15 protein-coding genes and 1 tRNA gene are annotated in these 18,067 nt (G+C 39.3%); 10 read left to right on the top strand and 6 right to left on the bottom strand.

Going from position 1 to position 18,067, the window contains the following annotated elements; all coding sequences use genetic code 11:
• Both AC00Y6_RS14140 and AC00Y6_RS14145 read left to right on the top strand, forming a co-directional pair.
• A partial coding sequence (locus tag AC00Y6_RS14140; protein WP_474491260.1) for a T9SS type A sorting domain-containing protein occupies positions 1-247 on the top strand: 247 nt, incomplete at its 5' end.
• A 143-nt stretch (positions 248-390) separates the two neighbouring features.
• The gene (locus tag AC00Y6_RS14145; RefSeq protein ID WP_474491261.1) at positions 391-2,442 is read left to right on the top strand and encodes a T9SS type A sorting domain-containing protein; all 2,052 of its coding nucleotides are present in this window, start codon (positions 391-393) and stop codon (positions 2,440-2,442) included.
• 219 nt (positions 2,443-2,661) lie between these two features.
• Here the strand turns inward: AC00Y6_RS14145 and AC00Y6_RS14150 are convergent.
• Both AC00Y6_RS14150 and AC00Y6_RS14155 read right to left on the bottom strand, forming a co-directional pair.
• Positions 2,662-2,741 (bottom strand) — tRNA-Leu (locus AC00Y6_RS14150).
• Positions 2,742-2,814: 73 nt separating this feature from the next.
• Positions 2,815-3,582 (bottom strand): MBL fold metallo-hydrolase, encoded by a 768-nt coding sequence (locus tag AC00Y6_RS14155; RefSeq protein WP_474491262.1) that lies wholly within the window; start codon positions 3,580-3,582, stop codon positions 2,815-2,817.
• Positions 3,583-3,636: 54 nt separating this feature from the next.
• Here AC00Y6_RS14155 and AC00Y6_RS14160 point away from each other — a divergent pair, with 54 nt between their 5' ends.
• Complete coding sequence (locus AC00Y6_RS14160; RefSeq protein WP_474491298.1) at positions 3,637-5,061, top strand: TonB-dependent receptor; 1,425 nt, start codon at positions 3,637-3,639, stop codon at positions 5,059-5,061.
• A 4-nt stretch (positions 5,062-5,065) separates the two neighbouring features.
• Complete coding sequence (locus AC00Y6_RS14165; RefSeq protein ID WP_474491263.1) at positions 5,066-5,515, top strand: GAF domain-containing protein; 450 nt, start codon at positions 5,066-5,068, stop codon at positions 5,513-5,515.
• A 9-nt stretch (positions 5,516-5,524) separates the two neighbouring features.
• Here the strand turns inward: AC00Y6_RS14165 and AC00Y6_RS14170 are convergent, their stop codons facing one another.
• Together AC00Y6_RS14170 and AC00Y6_RS14175 are read right to left on the bottom strand one after the other, a co-directional pair.
• Positions 5,525-7,918 (bottom strand): hypothetical protein, encoded by a 2,394-nt coding sequence (locus AC00Y6_RS14170; RefSeq protein WP_474491264.1) that lies wholly within the window; start codon positions 7,916-7,918, stop codon positions 5,525-5,527.
• Between the two features lie 108 nt (positions 7,919-8,026).
• Positions 8,027-10,246 (bottom strand): NADP-dependent isocitrate dehydrogenase, encoded by a 2,220-nt coding sequence (locus tag AC00Y6_RS14175; protein WP_474491265.1) that lies wholly within the window; start codon positions 10,244-10,246, stop codon positions 8,027-8,029.
• A 167-nt stretch (positions 10,247-10,413) separates the two neighbouring features.
• Between AC00Y6_RS14175 and tpx the strand changes: the two genes are divergently transcribed.
• Positions 10,414-10,911, top strand: coding sequence for a thiol peroxidase (tpx, locus tag AC00Y6_RS14180; protein ID WP_474491266.1), 498 nt, complete (start codon positions 10,414-10,416; stop codon positions 10,909-10,911).
• A 55-nt stretch (positions 10,912-10,966) separates the two neighbouring features.
• Here the strand turns inward: tpx and tatC are convergent, their stop codons facing one another.
• A complete protein-coding gene (tatC, locus tag AC00Y6_RS14185) occupies positions 10,967-11,788 on the bottom strand; it encodes a twin-arginine translocase subunit TatC (protein ID WP_474491267.1) in 822 nt (273 codons plus the stop codon).
• A gap of 233 nt (positions 11,789-12,021) precedes the next feature.
• Between tatC and AC00Y6_RS14190 the strand changes: the two genes are divergently transcribed.
• From AC00Y6_RS14190 to AC00Y6_RS14205, 4 genes are read left to right on the top strand one after another with little or no spacing between them, the layout of a single operon-like run.
• Positions 12,022-12,924, top strand: a complete 903-nt coding sequence (locus tag AC00Y6_RS14190) for a hypothetical protein (protein WP_474491268.1) — start codon at positions 12,022-12,024, stop codon at positions 12,922-12,924.
• Complete coding sequence (locus AC00Y6_RS14195) at positions 12,911-13,624, top strand: hypothetical protein (protein ID WP_474491269.1); 714 nt, start codon at positions 12,911-12,913, stop codon at positions 13,622-13,624. Before AC00Y6_RS14190 ends, AC00Y6_RS14195 begins: the two co-directional genes overlap by 14 nt.
• A complete protein-coding gene (locus AC00Y6_RS14200; RefSeq protein ID WP_476589247.1) occupies positions 13,582-13,812 on the top strand; it encodes a hypothetical protein in 231 nt (76 codons plus the stop codon). The genes AC00Y6_RS14195 and AC00Y6_RS14200 overlap by 43 nt, the downstream gene beginning before the upstream one ends.
• A gap of 31 nt (positions 13,813-13,843) precedes the next feature.
• The gene (locus AC00Y6_RS14205; protein WP_474491271.1) at positions 13,844-14,692 is read left to right on the top strand and encodes a hypothetical protein; all 849 of its coding nucleotides are present in this window, start codon (positions 13,844-13,846) and stop codon (positions 14,690-14,692) included.
• Here the strand turns inward: AC00Y6_RS14205 and AC00Y6_RS14210 are convergent.
• Positions 14,685-15,626 carry a KpsF/GutQ family sugar-phosphate isomerase gene (locus tag AC00Y6_RS14210; RefSeq protein WP_474491299.1) on the bottom strand — a complete coding sequence of 314 codons (942 nt, stop codon included), beginning with the start codon at positions 15,624-15,626 and terminating at the stop codon, positions 14,685-14,687. The genes AC00Y6_RS14205 and AC00Y6_RS14210 overlap by 8 nt on opposite strands.
• A gap of 195 nt (positions 15,627-15,821) precedes the next feature.
• Between AC00Y6_RS14210 and recQ the strand changes: the two genes are divergently transcribed.
• Entirely contained in the window at positions 15,822-18,032 is a 2,211-nt protein-coding gene (gene recQ / locus AC00Y6_RS14215) for a DNA helicase RecQ (RefSeq protein WP_474491272.1), read from the top strand.
• Positions 18,033-18,067 lie beyond the last annotated feature (35 nt).

The following is an 18,067-nucleotide window of genomic DNA, read 5'->3' on the forward strand; positions in this document are numbered from 1 at the left end:
GTATCTCGGGGTAAACGAGTTGCAACAAAATGCGATTGTTTTATATCCTAATCCTGTAGACAACCAACTGTTTTTGAAAACCGAAAGCAAAGTGAAAAAAATAAGCATTATCAATATGCTTGGGCAGACGGTTCTGGTAGACAGAAATTCCAAAGAGACTGATGTTTCTGCTTTACCAAAAGGCTTGTACATTCTCTTGGCAAAAACGGAAAAAGGGCATTGGAAAGGAAAATTCCTAAAAAAATAAACCAAATCATTTTTTATATATTATTAACCGGTAAAATTATTTACTATGAAAAAATCAATTAAACATTTTCTGAAGAATCTGCCGATGGTAATTCTTCTGTGGGCAGGCATTATTGTCGCCCAGCAACCTGTAGTACAGGTCCTGTGAACTGTAACGTGGTGGTCGCCGGCTCTGGCACCGGTGCGGTAACCGGATTCGGTGGCAAAGTCGGTAGCGGAGGAGTAGTAACGATGCCCGACCCGGGCAATGGATCATTTACCATCATCAGCAATGGGGCATCGCTTAGTTCGTGGAAACTTTGGGGAGACATTTCGTTTTCCGATCCTTTTTCTTCTCCTCCTTCTCTTATTGACCAATCAAAGACAGCAACTACCTCGCCTGTTACGATTTACTCTTACAACAAAAACCTAAGACCGTCAGAAAGTGATAGCCTAGCACGTAGCAAAGGACAGGTGTGGGTCACTTATACCAATGGCGGTTGTGGTGGCAGGATAGAGTTTGATGTTTACAAACAATATGATGCTTCCAATGTCCCAATAATTGTTGGTCCGGACTGCTGGCTACCCGATACGGATTATACTTACTCCGTAGATCAGATTGCCAGCGATAATCTTGGTGATGAAATTGGAGTGGATGAATATTACTGGACGGTTTCTAATGATTCTATTTCAATATCAAATATTTATACTTCTGCTGATAAAAGTTCAATAACATTTAAAACTCCACCTGAAATTACTGACAATTGGGAAATAAAGGTTTGCTACGGTAGAGCAAACGGCTGGGATGGTAACAATGGCGGCACACACACCACCTGTGTTACAAAATCTATTGGTAGTGTTCCTCTCAAACCAACACTTACCCCAAGTCTAAACGAAAATTCAACAAACTGTTTAGTAACTGGAACATCATCTTACGTTATTACTATTACTCCCATCACTGGTTACACCTATGAATGGATATCCAGTAATCCAACTTGGGATCTTGTGCAGTCTGGTACTCAAGGATCTGTTCTAACAATTACTAACTTAGATAATAATCCTGGAATGTTAACGTTGAAAATTACCAATGGTACTTGTGAGCCAAAAATTTTCACCTATCCAATAGAGAGAACTTTCGCTCCCGCATTAGGTATAACAGGAATAGGAGGTGTTGCGCCAATAACCTGTATTGATTCTGCTACAGGATATTCATTGCCTCAAAATGCATTAGGTAATAATACAAACTGGACTATTACTCCTTTTGTGGCAGATGGTCCTACCGTTGTGAAAGGACCTGGTAGTGGATCTACCTGTACCGTTACACCTGGGACAGCTACCGGACAATTTACACTAACCGCAACTTCAGCAAATTGTACAGCTACATCTACAAGTTTGACATTTAATGTAAAACCAGCTACTCCTATATTTACTGCTACTACACCAACTTGTATTGCAAAAGGAACCTCTCCGCTTACTTCGATCGCTCTTGACACTTCGGTACCGGGAACACCTACGACAGGTTACACTTGGAATCTAAGCGGAGCTCCAGGCTGGACAATAACTTCGGGAGCAAATACAGCAAATCCGACTTTCAGACCTAACGGTACAACTGCGGGACCTGTTACAGTTAGTGTAAGCCTTACAATAAATGGTTGTGTAAGCCAGTCTGCCAGTATTCAAATCTCATATCTTTCAATTTCTACTATACCGGCTGCGACAGGTTTTGATCAATATATTCTTTCCAACTGCTCTGGAAGTACTCCTGAATGGTATATCAATGGATCTCCTTTAATTCCTTCAGGGACAGCTTTTGCATTCGGCAACAGTTTATTCTTAGGAGGCAGCGGCCCTGCACCGACATCAGTATGTGCTGAAGTTATAGTTAGCGGTAATGCTCAAACTGTTTGTGCTACAACTTTAGGCACCCACAGCGCGAATAGATCAGCAGGAGATAAAAAAGATTTATATGAAAATGAAATGGCTTTAGAAAGTACAATATTCCCAAACCCTAACAATGGGGAATTTGTAATCCGTGTAAATACCCTTAAAAACAAGGGTACTGCTACAATTATAGATGCGAGTGGGAAACAAGTAAAATCACAAACATTAAAACGGGGAGATAATAAAATTCAACTTCAAAACATAGTACAAGGAAATTATATTGTGATCTTAGAAGTTGATGGAAAACAGGAAGCGCGGAAAATTATTGTTAAATAATCTTACTAAAACTTTTAATATTAGAATGCAGGCAAAAATGCCTGTATTTTTTATGAAATTAATTGAATTATATGTTGGCATTTAAAAAACCTACTAAAGTTACAAACCAATTACTGTCAGAGACTTTAAAAAGATCACTTTTCACCTATTTTTGTCCCTATTTTGTCCCTTGATAAAATAAAAAAGCCTGATAATCAATAGATTAAAAGGCTTTTTTCGTACCCAGGACCGGGATCGAACCGGTACTCCGAAGAACTGGTGTTTGAGACCAGCGCGTCTACCAATTCCGCCACCTGGGCTTCGTTTAAATTGGTGTGCAAATATAGCCCAAAATTTAATTATTCAAAACTTTTTTTGAACTTTTTTATAATTTTAAAATTCGATTTCCAAACCGTCAAAGGCAAGATGTACATTTTCAGGAAGTTCTTTCTCAACCTCACTGTGGAAACCCAAGTGATGGCTAATGTGGATAAGGTAAGTTTTCTTAGGTTTAAGCTCTTTTACAAGTTCCAACACCTGCGGTAGTATAAAATGGGAATGGTGTGGTTCTGTTTTTCTAAGGCAGTTGATAATAAAAAAATCAAGGTTTTTTAGTTTTTCTTTCTCTGTATCATCTATATGGCTGGCATCGGTAATGTAAGCGAGATTCTTCATTTTGAAACCAAGAATATGAATCTCGGAATGGACAATATCTATTGGAAAAATGTCAACTTCGTCAAATAAGGTAAAGTTGTTTTGAACTTCAACCAGATCAAAGCTCGGTGCGCCCGGATATTTGTGTTCCGTAAACGCGTAAGGAAACCTGCTTTTTACTTCATCTGCCACTCTCGCATTGCAGTATACGGGCATTGACGCCTTATTTTTAAAAATCAAAGGCCGAAGGTCATCCAGACCGATGACATGGTCATTATGTTCATGGGTAATCAAAACTGCGTCAATCTGTTCCTCTTGATTATTCAGCATCTGTTGGCGGAAATCGGGTCCGCAGTCTATCAGTATTTTTTTTCCGTTGTCCGATGTCACCAGGGCAGAAGTTCTCAGGCGTTTATCCTTGGGGTCTTTAGAAAGGCAAACCGGATGGTGGCTGCCAATAACGGGAATGCCCTGCGAAGTGCCGGTTCCTAAAAATTTTAAAAGCATTTTTATAATTGGGCTGTTTTTGGTAAATTTACAAAATAAATCTAATTCTTCGTGATAAAGCCAAAACTTACTCCTAAGCAGAAAGCATTAGCCATTAATTTAGATTCATCTATCTACGGAACTTTTGCCGAGATTGGAGCGGGTCAAGAAACTGTGAGGCATTTTTTTCGGGCTGGTGGTGCTTCTCAAACCATTGCCAAAGCCATGTCTGCTTATGATAAAGATTTTTCTGATGCCATCTACGGCAAAGAAGTGAAAAACAGGTATGTAACGCAAAACCGTCTCCGCAAAATGCTGCGCTACGAAGTCGCTTTGATAGAAGAGCGGATCCCGAGAGAAAAAAATCCGGGTAAAAAATTCTTCTCCTATGCCAATACGGTAACGACCATCAATTTTGACAAGACATCAAAAGGGCACGGCTGGGTAGGCATCAGATACCAAAATCATGAGGACGAAGAATTCAATGAGATTGTGATCCACGTCAAATTCAAGGAAACTAATGCCACTTTGCAGCAGGAAACCTTGGGAAGCCTTGGGGTTAACCTGATTTATGGTGCATTTTTTTACATCGATAACCCGCGTATATTGATAGAATCGTTATACGATGATATATCGGTTGACCGATTGGAGATTGATATGATAGATTTCAGCGGGCCGGCTTTCCAATATGTCGATAACCGTTTGATGAGCTTGCAGCTTGTAAAATTAGGAATGACAGATGCTGTAATTTTTAACTCCCAGGGTAGTAATATGCTACCTGCAGATATCCTTTACAAGAAAAATATTTTTGCTGTAAGAGGAAGTTTCCGTCCTGTGACCCGCGTAAATATTGATATGTTTGAACACGGTTTGGAAATGTTTAATGCGGATAATGCTTGTGATCATGAGAATACACAAATCTTATTCGAGATTACGATTTCTAACCTGAGAGCTGCAGGCGATATTGATGAACGGGACTTCCTAGATAGGGTTGATATTTTGGGGACTTTGGGTTATACGGTGATGATTTCCAACTTCTCCGAATATTACAGAATGGTAGATTATTTCTCAACGTTTACCAATCAGCACATTGGAGTAGCCATGGGTGTTAACAATCTTTTGGACGTTTTTGACGAGGAATATTATAAGAATCTCCCAGGTGGTATTTTGGAAGCTTTTGGTAAGTTTTTCAAAAAAGACATGCGTGTTTATCTTTACCCTTACAAAGATCCTGAGAATGGTGAACTTCTTACTTCTGACAACCTGAAAGTTCATGAAAATTTGAAAGAACTTTACAAATATTTTAAACTAAATAAAAGAATCGTTGACATCGTCAACCATACGCCAAAATTCCTTGAAATCTATTCTCGCGAAATTTTGAAGAAAATAATGCTTCATGAACAGGGATGGGAAGAAGAACTGCCAAAAGGCGTGGCCGAAATGATCAAAGATCGTGGCATGTTTGGTTATAAGGAACTAACTTTTGAAGGATTAAATTAATACCATGGCAGAACTTAAAAAGAGACTTTCCTTCATCTTGGAAAGTCCGCAACACGATACGAATACTAAACTTCTTAAGATTTGCCAGGTTTTGGACAAAGAGATTCCTTACTATAACTGGACAGGTTTTTACTTCAAAAATGGTGATAAAGATGAATTGATTCTTGGGCCTTACGTAGGTGCAGAGACAGATCATACCATCATTCCTTTCGGGAAAGGGATTTGCGGCCAAGTAGCAGTTTCTGGGGAAACATTTGTAGTTCCTGATGTTTGGGCTCAGGACAATTATTTGGCTTGTTCCATCGATACAAAAGCCGAGATTGTGGTTCCGATCTTCAAAAACGGAGAAAACATTGGTCAAATAGACATAGATTCCCATTCAAAAGACCCATTCACAGAAGAAGATGAAGAACTTCTGAATTGGATTTGTGAGGAAGTTGGGAAGATTATTTAAATTTTTTGACTACTTCACTTCATCATAGTAGAGGAGATGGTCATTTTTGTCAAATCCAATAATCGTGATTTCTCTGTTTTTGGCGTTGTCATTATTGAAAAATTTTATTCTTGCAGGCAAGCCTGAATCTGTAGTTAGATTGGGATTCCAATACAGAAGTTCCCTAGTATCGTTAACGACTTTTTTGTAGGCATCACTCGTTATATCTGGCTGTTCAAATTCTTCTGCTTTGTCATAACCATTCAGGATGGCATTATTGGTGGCGGCTTTTTTGTCATCTTTGGGACCGGACTGCATATTACCTTTTTTGGTGTAAATCAGAATGGCGTTAGAAACCAAACCTCCGTCCTTCAGTACTTTTACCATCGCAATATCATTGACAGATATAGAGCTTATCAAGCTGGGATCTGCAGGCATCTCATTAAGATAAAGGCTGGCGCGGGATCCTCTAATACTGGGGACATAGTTGCCACTGTTGTCCATTTGAAATGTTACACCTGCCACGCGGCCTTGTAACCACTGTAGGATATTGAGAGAGCCTTGGGCATCCTGATTTTCATTGACCAAATCAAAAATCGTAGCATTCATACTGTTGAACATTCCGGTAGACAATTCCCGGTTAAGCTCTGCTTTTTTATCAACTTTTTTGGCGGTTAATTGGACTTCTTTAATTAAGGTTTCATCATTGGCTGCCTTGACTATCTGCTGGTTTTTTCTATTTTGTAGCGCTCTTGCAACAACAGGCTCTGGTTTCGTCTGTTTGTTATCACTCAATTTGTAAGATGTAGAAGGTAAATCTCCTCGGTAAGGAATATTATTTGTTAATGCTTGGAAATTGATTGATAAATTTTCAGACTCGGCCACTTTATTCTTATCTTGATTTAGATAATATGAAACTTTTAAAGGACCTTCAAAATAGATGTGATCCATATAAAGATAGCCATTATCATCGGTTACTGTTTGCGATATATTAGTTTCTTTATTATCCGATAAAAAGAGAAGATTAATGCCTTTGTTAGGCAAAACTATTCCATTATTAGTTACTTTTCCTTTAAAGGAAAGATTAGACTCTGGTTTGTACTTTATACTGGGGGCCTTGCCTTGCAACACATCATCCCAACTAAATCGCTTCCAGTTTTCCGATATTAATAATGCATCCAGAGCATCGGCGTTGGAATTGGCCGAGAAATATTGGGCTGGTTTAAATATAGGGGAAGTGAAATCTCCGGTAAGCCACAAAGCACTTACAATATTGTTAGTAGATTCACTTTCTTTCTCTCTAACCAATACGGTATAGGCAGGAAACGCGGGATCTGGTTCTATATCGATACTGTTAAAAGCGCGAGGATCGTTATTTAACGAAGTATCTACAAAAACAGGCTTGCTGATATTGAGTTTTTTTGGCTTGATAAAACATAATCTTTTAGCGACTACCTGCTGCTGATTATTAAAAAGAACCAATTGCAGCACTGCATTGGTGTCATCACTCACTTTTGTTGGGATAGTGCTGGAAACTTCTGCTGTATTTTTTTTGATGTTAGCCCGGTAAACTAACTGATTGTTAATAGTTCCCACAATGCTGTAATCCCTTAATCCATCGGAAAGATTGTTGGTATTAATCGTGTAGCTTATGCCATCGTCATTACTGCTTATATGGAGATTGGCACCAGAACTGGTAACCACTGGCAAGGGGATATTTTTCTTTTTACCATTGCCATCTTCAATAACAACCTGATAGGTCTTTCCAAACTTGGGAGTCAGCATAAAACTACCGACATTCTGGTCAAGACTTTTGAAAGTTGTAATTTTCTCCATAGGTTTTGCAGCATCAATCACATAACCACTCCATTTTTCGGGTAAGATTCCTTGCGAGAAAAAACGAACTGCTACTTTTGTGTTGATGTTTTCTACCAATGTACCACTTTCTGGGAATGCCGCCGCAGTCCATTGGGAATTATTGTCAATAATCAATTTTTGATCGGAAGAAGGATTATAGATAGGTATAGGTTGTATAAAATTAAATTCATCCGGAAAATTGGCCATCCATGCCGTATAAGCACGCACATAATAAACATCTTCCTTCAGAGCATCCGTGAGATTAAATGTGCCATTCCCTTCACCATTTTTTAGAGCAATTGTCTTCTTATCTACCAGTTTTTTATTACGGTCATATAATTCAACAAATAAAGTATTAGAAATAGAAGAACGTCTGTAGCCGTCAAAAACAAAAGATTTAAAAAAGATATGGTCACCTACGACATATTCATCTTTGTCCAACAGCAGATAGACTTTCTCCTGATTATAATTCTGCTCCAGATTTTGTACTGCAACGTCTATTTTATCCTGTGATTTTAACGGTGCAATGCCTACGGCGAATACCAAACAAATAAAGATTTTCTTCATACCAAAATGGTGCATAAAGGATTGATTTAATTTCTATGCAAATTAATTAAACAAAAGAAAACCCTCGGCATTTGCTGAGGGTTTTATATAATTTTTAACACGCTGTGGTTAGATACCGTCCACAATCTTGTTAAGCGTTGCAGAAGGGCGCATTGCTTTATCCGTTTTGTTATAATCTGGTCTATAGTAACCATCGATGTCTTGTGGTTGACCTTGCGCACCAATCAATTCTTGGTTGATTTGACTTTCGTTGTCCGTCAATGCTTTCGCAACTGGGGCAAATTTCGCTGCAATCTCAGCATCTTTAGTCTGATTAGCCAAAGCCTCTGCCCAATAAGTGGCAAGGTAAAAATGAGAGCCTCTGTTATCAATAGTTCCCAGTTTTCTACCCGGAGATTTGTCGGTTGCCAAGAACTTAGCGTTGGCTTCATCCAAAGCGTCTGCTAAAATCTGAGCTTTCGGATTGTTCTGAGTTTGAGATAGATGTTCCAGAGAAGCCTGCAATGCCAAGAATTCTCCTAAAGAATCCCATCTCAGGTAACCTTCTTCGATAAATTGTTCAATGTGCTTAGGTGCAGAACCACCGGCTCCTGTTTCGAAAAGTCCGCCACCGTTCATCAAAGGAACAATAGACAGCATTTTTGCAGAAGTTCCAAGTTCAAGGATAGGGAAGAGGTCTGTCAAATAATCCCTCAACACGTTCCCTGACACAGAAATTGTGTCTTTTCCTTCTCTTGCTCTTTCAAGTGTTTCTGTCATTGCATCTTTAACATCAAGTATTTTGATGTCAAGACCAGTTGTATCGTGATCTGCAAGGTATTTTTCAACTTTTTTGATCATTTCCCTGTCGTGTGCTCTTGCTTTATCCAGCCAGAAAATAGCAGGTGTGTCAGACAATCTTGCTCTGTTGACTGCTAATTTTACCCAATCCTGGATTGGTGCATCCTTGGTTTGGCACATTCTGAAGATGTCTGATTTTTCAACTTTCTGCTCAAGAAGCGTGTTGCCGTTTTCGTCTAAAACTTTGATAGTTCCGTCTGCATCTGCCTGAAATGTTTTGTCGTGAGAACCATATTCTTCAGCTTTCTGAGCCATTAGTCCTACATTGGGAACTGTTCCCATTGTAGTAGGATCCAACGCGCCGTGTTTTTTCATATCATCAATGGCAGCCTGGTAAAAACCTGCGTAAGAACGATCTGGGATCACTGCAAGAGTATCTTCTTCCTGGCCTTCTTTGTTCCACATTTTTCCGCCGTTTCTGATTAATGCAGCCATAGAAGCATCTACGATGATGTCAGACGGCACGTGGAAATTGGTAATTCCTTTGTCAGAATTAACCATTGCCACTTTTGGACCTTGTGCCAAAGCTTTGTCAATGTCTGCTTTGATTTCGGCTTCTTTAGGTGTGCCGGCAATTTTATCGTAAAGATTTTGCAATCCGTTATTAGGGTTGATATCCAAATCTTTAAATGTGTCTTTGTATTTATCAAAAACATCTTTGAAGAACGTCTCTACAATAGCGCCAAAAATCACAGGGTCAGAAACCTTCATCATTGTGGCTTTTAGGTGTGCAGAGAGCAGAACGCCTCTTTGCTTAGCTTCTTCGATGGCCTGTTGTACAAATGCTTTCAGCGCATTAAGGTTCATTACGGAAGAGTCGATAACCTCACCGGATTTAAGCGGCGCAAAATCTTTCAATACCTTTTCTGAACCATCATTTCCAAAAAATACGATTCTGTATTTGGAGTCGTGATCCAATGTTGTAGACGTTTCTGTACCGTAAAAATCGCCACTTTCCATATGAGCAACGTCAGTTTTGCTGTCGGAAGCCCAAGCGCCCATTTTGTGCGGGTTGGCTTTAGCATAATTTTTAACAGCTTTTGGCGCACGTCTGTCCGAGTTTCCTTCTCTCAAAACAGGATTTACGGCAGAACCGAGAACTTTGGCATATTTAGCTTTGATAGCTTTCTCATCATCATTTTTTGGTTCGGCAGGATAGTTGGGAACAGCAAAACCTTTGGATTGAAGTTCTGCGATAGCTTCCTCCAACTGTGGTGCAGAAGCCGAAATATTGGGTAACTTAATAATGTTGGCTTCAGGAGTTGTCGCCAATTCGCCTAATTCTGCCAAAGCATCGCCGATCTTTTGGTCGTCTTTCAAAAACTCAGGAAAATTAGCCAAAATCCTTCCCGATAGAGAAATATCTTTTGGAACGATATTAACGTCTGCAACTGATGTAAAAGCCTTTACAATAGGCAAAAAAGAATGCGTTGCAAGCATTGGCGCCTCATCTGTAAGCGTGTAGATAATTTTTGATTTTTCTGACATTATATTGATTTGTTTTGATTTATTTTTTTCAAGGCACACAAATTTAGTGATTTTTGTTCTATTCAGGCAGTGATTTATAACATATCAAGTTAAATCTATATTAAAACAGCCAATAATTTTTGATTAAAAAGAATTGTAAGATTAACTTTGGGAAAAATATTTTTACAATGTCACAAATCACATTCAAAGGCAACCCGATCCATACTGTGGGATCTTTGCCAGAAGTAGGAACAACTGCTCAGGAGTTTACATTAGTTGGAGCGGATCTTTCAGAAAAACATCTGGCAGATTACACAGGAAAAAGAGTGTTGCTTAACATTTTTCCAAGTATTGATACAGGCGTTTGTGCCGCATCTGCAAGAGAATTTAATAAAGATGCCAGCTCTTTGGATAATACTGTTGTCATCAATGTCTCCAGAGATTTACCATTTGCATTAAATAGATTTTGTGCTGCAGAAGGCCTCGATAATGTTGAGGTTTTATCTGACTTCCGAGGAAACTTTGGCGAAGATTATGGCGTAACGCTAGAAGATTCTCCGCTGAAAGGTTTGCTAAGCAGGGCAGTGGTAATCCTAGACGAAAAAGGAAAAGTAATCTACACAGAGCAAGTACCGGAAATTGGGCATGAGCCTAACTATGAGGCCGCTATTAATGCACTGAAATAATTATTTAACTATTTGAATAACAAAAAAAGCAGTATCTTATTGATACTGCTTTTTGTTATTTCGTTGGTAAGTTATTTTGTTGCTTTTGCATTTTTTTATAAATCATCTTAGACATAATGACGCTTATCTCATACAGTATCACCAACGGAAGTGCTGCTGCCATCATACTCAAAACGTCTGCTGGCGTAATAATCGCGGCCACTACCATGATTAAGACAATCGCGTGCCGTCTGTAAGTTTTTAAAAATTTAGGAGTCAAAATACCGATGGATGTCAAGATATAGACAGCAATCGGGAAGAGGAAAACAACGCCCATTCCCATTGTAACCTGTAGGAATAAAGTGGTGTAATCTGATAAATCAAAAAGTTGTACAATATTATTTGATACTTTGAAGAGTAGCCCAAAATTTATAGCGAACGGTAAAATCAGAAAATAGCCGCACAGCACGCCGCACATAAAGAGCATCCAGATGGAGTTGATATAAAATATAGAATGCTTTCTTTCTTTGGGTAGTAATGCAGGACTTATAAATTTCCAAATTTCCCAAACAATGTAAGGAAAAGCCAGGACTAATCCTGAGAAAAGCGAAACAGCCATCATCACATTAAACTGCTGAAAAAGCTGCTTTTGCTGCACGCTGAACTGCGCAGGAAGTATAAAACTATCTTTCCCTGTCCATTCCCGCGAAAAATGGTTAACAATCCTAAAAGTCAGAAAATCATTTCTTGTTGGCCCGAAAAATATATGATCCATCACCCAATTGATGTTGAAGCCAACAATAATGGCCAATACAACAATCGCCAAAATAGATCTAACAAGGTGTGACCGCAATTCTCCAATATGTCCCAGAAAGGACATGTCTTTCTCTTCGCTCATAAGATTACAGAAAAATAAGACCACGAAATTAAGGATTTTATTTGTTAAATAGCAGTTTGTATTTGCAGTGTGTTTTTAGGTCTGATTTTTGTCAAACTGATGTTTTGCTAATTTTTTAGCGGTTATTAGATTTGGAAAATAATTCGTTTCTTGCGCAGGAAATTGACTTTTTATTTCTTCATAACATAATTATGGGGAATATTTAACAAGATTATAGAGTAACTTTTTTTAAAATGATGATAAAAAATTGGCTTACCCATTTATTTTTGATTTCGGCTGGGGCTTTGTCAGCACAGGTAGGCATACAGACTTCTGAGGTTGCGCCATCTGCCATTCTGGAACTTAATACCAATGATTTACCTGTTGGCAATAAAAAGGGATTTTTGGGTCCTAGGGTGGCTCTTGCCGGTAACGTTGATAAAACTACAATTCCTAATCCTGCCGTAGGACTCCTTGTATACAACACGGCAGATGCAGGTGCTTATCCTGCTAATGTTTATGCGAACAGATATTATTATTGGAATGGTAGCCGTTGGGTTGATATTGGCCTCACAACAGTTCTGAAAAACTATTTGGCTAACCGTGCCTACAGTCTTAATTCCAAAAGTACCCAGGAATTTGCCTACACTGCTATTAACAATACGAGCAGCGGTAATGGTGGTATACCGGTAACATTTGCCGATACGGATATGGTCGTAAGTACCGGGAATATCATCTCAAAGTCTGCCGAAGTATTTACAATCAACGTAACGGGCTTGTACGAAATTTCTGCTTATGTTAATTATAACCCTAACAGAACAACATTGACTACAGGGCAGCGCGGTACATTCCTTAATATCAAATTGCAAAAATCTACAGATAACGGTTCTACGTGGACTGATGTTATTGGAAACAGAACAGCATGGGGAATTAAGGTGACCAATTACCTGAAAACTGTACCAATGGTTTCCACACCAGTTTCTCTCACGGCGGGTAATAAAATAAGGCTTGTAGTTCAAAATCCTTTTGGTATTACAGATCTCACTGCGGTACACGGCGAGGAGACGTCTACGCCTCTACCTGCCATTACAACATCTCCTACAATACCAATTTCCAAAAGTTTAACTTTTATACTTTTAGATTATGATTTACAATAAAATAATAAAGCTATCCAAGACAATTTTGATAGTCGGTGGGCTCATCAGTTCTTCATCTGTATTTGCCCAAGGCGTTGGTATTGGAACGTCATCTCCCAATTCTTCAGCACTTTTGGATTTGGACGCATCTTCTTTGGCCAGTAATAATAAAAAAGGAGTTCTCTTGCCAAGAGTAGCTTTGAAAAGTAAAACCGATGTTGTTACTATTGCAAATCCAGCAGTTGGTTTGTTGGTCTACAACACGTCAGCTTCTGCCACAGATACGGCTATCCAGGCAGATACATTTTATTTCTGGAATGGGACCAGTTGGACAGATGTCTCCACAACCGAGACAATTAAGAAAAAATTATATGCCCAGGTTTTTATTGTGGCCAACAAGGGTAACTCCAGTATTGATAAAGACGGGTTTAATAATGGCGTCAATCAATTGGTTCCTTTTGACAATACTGCCTCAGACGCTATGGTTGTAGATGTTGGTAATAGGGTTTCCCTTAGCAATAGTAATTTTAAAATATTATCCAACGGAACTTACGAAATTACCGGCTATGTAGGCTATAACCCATGGGTCGAAATCAATTGCTCGACGTATCAAACCGAGGCTAATTGTACCGCTTCTTTAGATTTTATCTTACAAAGGTCTGTCGATAAAGGGGTTACATGGAGCCAGATTGCAAAATCCAGTACAATTTGGGGGGGGTAGGAACTGGCGACCGTAACAGGTCAGTTATCGTTGCCCCATTTGTTGTAACGCTTAATGAGAATGATCTTATCAGGGGAGTAGTTGGGAAAGGTTCGGCAACCAATCATGGGGCTAAAGGTAATCTGACTATCGAGGCTGGGACAGGATTGTCTTACTCAAGGTTGTTGAGGTTTCAAAAACTTAATTAATCAAACGCTATTTAATTTAATTGTTATCATAATGAGATTACTAAATCTTTTCACGATATTATTTTCCCTATCCGCTTTTTCACAAGTGGGTGTTGGTACAACTACGCCTAATGCATCTGCATTACTGGATATGTCATCGGCCAGCAAAGGGTTTTTGCTGCCAAGGCTTAATCTGACTGGTATCAATGATAATGCAACTGTTAAAAATCCAGCAAATGGTCTTCTGGTCTTCAATCTGGCTGCTGCTGGTTCCGGTTCTAATGCTGTTGCTGCCAATTCGTTGTATTTTCGGCAGAACTCGGTTTGGCAAAAGTTTACTTCCGATGCCGAAGTTAATAATCTTGAATCATCCAATCAATATGCAATACGATCTGTAAATAATCAGGTAATGAGCAATGAGCAAGTGACGGGTATCAATGCAAGTACCACTTATGCGGTGCCTATATCCTGGTCTTCTGGTGAAGTGATCATTGATGATCCCAATGATATAGAATTGTTGTCTGATAATCTGACCTTCCGAATTAAAACGGCTGGTAATTATCGACTTTTAGCTAATTTCAGCTTTACTCCCAAGAGAAGTGTGACGGAAAATAACTCCAATTATTCTTATGTCAACTTCACTGTTTTGCAATCAAAAGATAACGGAATTACTTGGACACCTGTAATGGGCTCCGCGATGCCGTTTGACAATGGATCTACAGACCAATCCCAAACCATAATTATCCCTAGGACAATTCTTAGCTTTGGTCAAAATGATCAATTGAGAATCAGCATATCAAAACCCGGAAGTTCAACACCTATTTTTGGTTCTGGAGCAGGTATTGTTGGAAAAAACAGTGGAGATATCACCAAGCTTTTTAGGATTAGGAATATTAATTAATTCCTTCGTCCAGCAATGTATGGATATCGATAATGCCGTAATATTTTCCATGGTCAGTTACAATGAGCTGGCCAATGTTATATTGTTTCAGCATTTGCATAGCTTCTTTGGCTAAGCTGTTCTTATCGATGGTTTTTGGGTTTTTGCTAATGATATCCGCAGCTTTTACGTTTTTGATATCATCCGTATCCATCAGCATTCGTCGGATATCACCATCAGTAATCACGCCGATGATTTCATCGTTTTCCAAAACAACGGTAATCCCGTGTTTAGAGGCGCTTACCGAGATGATTACATCTTTGATTCCGGATTGCGGTGCAACCTGAGGTTTGTTTTGGGAAACAAATTGTTCCACTTTTGCAGTTAGATTTTTTCCAAGGCTTCCTCCCGGATGGAACTTTGCAAAATCAGTGTCTTTAAAACCTTTTAGTTCCATAAGGCAAACTGCTAATGCATCGCCAAGCGCCATTTGGACCGTTGTAGAACTGGTTGGAGCCAGTTTATTGGGGCAGGCTTCTTTCTCCACATGCGTATCCAGAACAATATCAGCCGCTTTGGCCAGTTTACTTTCGGGGTTGCCGGTCATACCGATGAGGGCTGCGGAATAATCTTTTAGAAAAGGCAGCAGGTTAACGATTTCAGGAGAATTCCCCGAGTACGAGATGCAAAGTACAACATCTTGTTTTTGGATAACGCCAAGATCTCCGTGAATGGCTTCTGCAGCGTGTAAAAACTGTGATGGCGTACCGGTGGAGTTGAGTGTGGCGACTATTTTATTGGCAACGTGGGCAGATTTTCCAATTCCTACAACAATCAATTTGCCTTTGGATTCATTGATTGTCAAAACGCTTTTTATAAATGAGTCGTTGAGCCTGTTGCGCAGGTTGGCAAGCTCGTTAATCTCGGTATCTATAGCGAGCTTGGCATTAGCCATTATTTCTTTTGGATCCAAAATCTGTGAAGCGTTTAATTATTTTTTTTAATAATATTTATTTTGTACCTTCACGGTAATAATTTACCCATAACCAATGAAGTTTTACGGCTTCATTTTTTTATCCCAAATATCAGGGTTTTTAAGGGGTATTGATTACCATTAATACATTGCAAATTTAGCAAACTATATTTAAGGATGGATATAAAAGACATCAACTTATCTGCAGAACTCAAAAAATATTTTGGATTTTCAAAATTCAAAGGACAGCAGGAACAGATTATCACAGACCTGCTTAGCGGCAAAGATGTATTTGTACTGATGCCCACCGGCGGCGGAAAATCATTGTGTTATCAGCTGCCTGCATTAATCTCCGAAGGAACGGCGATTGTTGTTTCCCCTTTAATTGCGTTGATGAAGAATCAGGTAGATGCTGTTAATGGCCTGTCGTCAGAAGAAGGTGTGGCGCATGTTCTCAATTCCTCTCTTAATAAGTCCCAGACCAAGCAGGTAATGGACGATATTACCAATGGTAAAACCAAACTGCTGTATGTGGCACCAGAATCTTTGATTAAAGAAGAATACCTTGAGTTTCTCCGCGCTGTCAAGATTTCTTTTGTAGCAATAGACGAGGCGCATTGTATCTCGGAATGGGGCCATGATTTTCGCCCAGAATACAGGAATCTAAAAGGCATTATTGACAGGATTGCCAAGGTTCCCGTGATTGCGCTAACAGCAACGGCAACCCCCAAAGTGCAAGATGATATCCAGAAAACCCTGGGCATGAATAATGCAGTAGTTTATAAAGAAAGCTTTAACAGAGCCAACCTGTTTTACGAAATTCGTCCTAAAGTAAATGTAGACAAAGAGATTGTAAAATTTATCAATCAACACAAAGGTAAATCCGGGATTGTTTATTGCCTGAGCCGAAGGAAAGTGGAAGAATTTGCACAGCTTTTACAGGTCAATGGGATCAACGCCTTACCTTATCACGCCGGTCTCGATCAGAAAACCAGGGTGGCCAACCAAGACAAATTCCTGATGGAAGAGGTAGATGTCATTGTGGCAACCATCGCTTTTGGGATGGGGATCGATAAACCGGATGTAAGATTTGTCATCCATTATGACATTCCGAAATCTTTGGAAAGTTATTACCAGGAAACAGGCCGTGCCGGAAGGGATGGCGGAGAAGGTTACTGCCTTGCTTTTTATGATCCCAAGGACATAGAAAAGCTGGAAAAATTCTTGGCGCAAAAACCTGTTTCTGAACGGGAAATCGGGCTTCAATTGCTGAATGAAGTGGTAGGCTATGCCGAGACATCCATGAGCAGGCGCCAGTATTTGCTTTATTATTTCGGGGAAAAATTTGATCCCGTTAACGGGGAAGGTGCTTTGATGTGCGATAATTCGCAGAATCCACCTAAGTTGGCAGATGCTACCGGGGATCTTAAACAAGTCCTTGAAATGATAAAATCATTAGGCGAAAAGTTCCGTACAAAAGATTTGATTTCAATAATTGTTGGGAAAGAATCTGCTGTTACCAAGTCTTATAAACTAGAGCAGTCTCAATTTTTTGGTTTTGGTAAATCAAAAACAGACAATTACTGGAAGTCCATCATTAGGCAAGCTACAGTTCAGGATTTCCTGAGAAAAGATATAGAAACTTATGGTGTCCTTAAAATTTCTGAAAAAGGCAATCAGCTGATATCAGGGCAATATAAAGATCCATTCTTTATCGCAGAAGACCGAGAGTATGACCTTTCTCAAATCAAGCAAAAATCAGATAACGAGCAGGTGCAGATTCAGGCTGGTGGCGGACTGGATCAGGTTTTGTTTGGTCAGTTAAAAGAACTCAGGAAAACCGTTGCCAAAAAATATGGTATCCCACCATACACGGTTTTTATGGATCCCAGTTTAGAGGATATGACGGTGCAATATCCGGTAACGGTAGAAGAGGTGGCCAAAATCTACGGTGTAGGAGAGGGCAAAGCCAGGAAATACGGCAAAGAATTTGCGGAATTTATCCAAAAATATGTAGATGATAATGGCATAGAGCGGACTCAGGATCTGGTGATGAAACAGGTAGCCAACAAGTCCAGTCATAAGGTTTTTATCATCCAGAATACGGATAAAAAAATCGATCTGGAAGATATTGCCAAGGCTAAACATTTGTCCATGAGTGATCTATTGTCGGAAATGGAAAGTATTGTTTATCAAGGTACCAAGTTGAATATCGATTACTACATCGATGAAAATTTTGATGAAGATGTGGTAGACGACTTCATGGATTTTATGAAAAACTCCGAGAGCGATAGTATGAAAACGCTGCTCACAGAGTATGGTGATGATCTGACTGATGATGAGGTACGGATTCTCAGGATCAAATTTATAAGCGATGTCGCTAATTAAAATAAAAAATGTCGGAATAAAGTTTCCGACATTTT

The organism is Epilithonimonas sp. (assembly GCF_056329745.1).

Excerpts from the sequence above, each read along its gene's own strand:
- AC00Y6_RS14165 (WP_474491263.1), top strand. The coding sequence starts at position 5,066 with ATGGCAGAACTTAAAAAGAGACTTTCCTTCATCTTGGAAAGTCCGCAA.
- AC00Y6_RS14205 (WP_474491271.1), top strand. The coding sequence starts at position 13,844 with ATGAGATTACTAAATCTTTTCACGATATTATTTTCCCTATCCGCTTTT.
- AC00Y6_RS14210 (WP_474491299.1), bottom strand. The coding sequence starts at position 15,626 with ATGGCTAATGCCAAGCTCGCTATAGATACCGAGATTAACGAGCTTGCC.
- tatC (WP_474491267.1), bottom strand. The coding sequence starts at position 11,788 with ATGAGCGAAGAGAAAGACATGTCCTTTCTGGGACATATTGGAGAATTG.
- AC00Y6_RS14195 (WP_474491269.1), top strand. The coding sequence starts at position 12,911 with ATGATTTACAATAAAATAATAAAGCTATCCAAGACAATTTTGATAGTC.
- AC00Y6_RS14170 (WP_474491264.1), bottom strand. The coding sequence starts at position 7,918 with ATGAAGAAAATCTTTATTTGTTTGGTATTCGCCGTAGGCATTGCACCG.
- AC00Y6_RS14155 (WP_474491262.1), bottom strand. The coding sequence starts at position 3,582 with ATGCTTTTAAAATTTTTAGGAACCGGCACTTCGCAGGGCATTCCCGTT.
- recQ (WP_474491272.1), top strand. The coding sequence starts at position 15,822 with ATGGATATAAAAGACATCAACTTATCTGCAGAACTCAAAAAATATTTT.
- tpx (WP_474491266.1), top strand. The coding sequence starts at position 10,414 with ATGTCACAAATCACATTCAAAGGCAACCCGATCCATACTGTGGGATCT.
- AC00Y6_RS14190 (WP_474491268.1), top strand. The coding sequence starts at position 12,022 with ATGATGATAAAAAATTGGCTTACCCATTTATTTTTGATTTCGGCTGGG.
- AC00Y6_RS14200 (WP_476589247.1), top strand. The coding sequence starts at position 13,582 with ATGGAGCCAGATTGCAAAATCCAGTACAATTTGGGGGGGGTAGGAACT.
- AC00Y6_RS14175 (WP_474491265.1), bottom strand. The coding sequence starts at position 10,246 with ATGTCAGAAAAATCAAAAATTATCTACACGCTTACAGATGAGGCGCCA.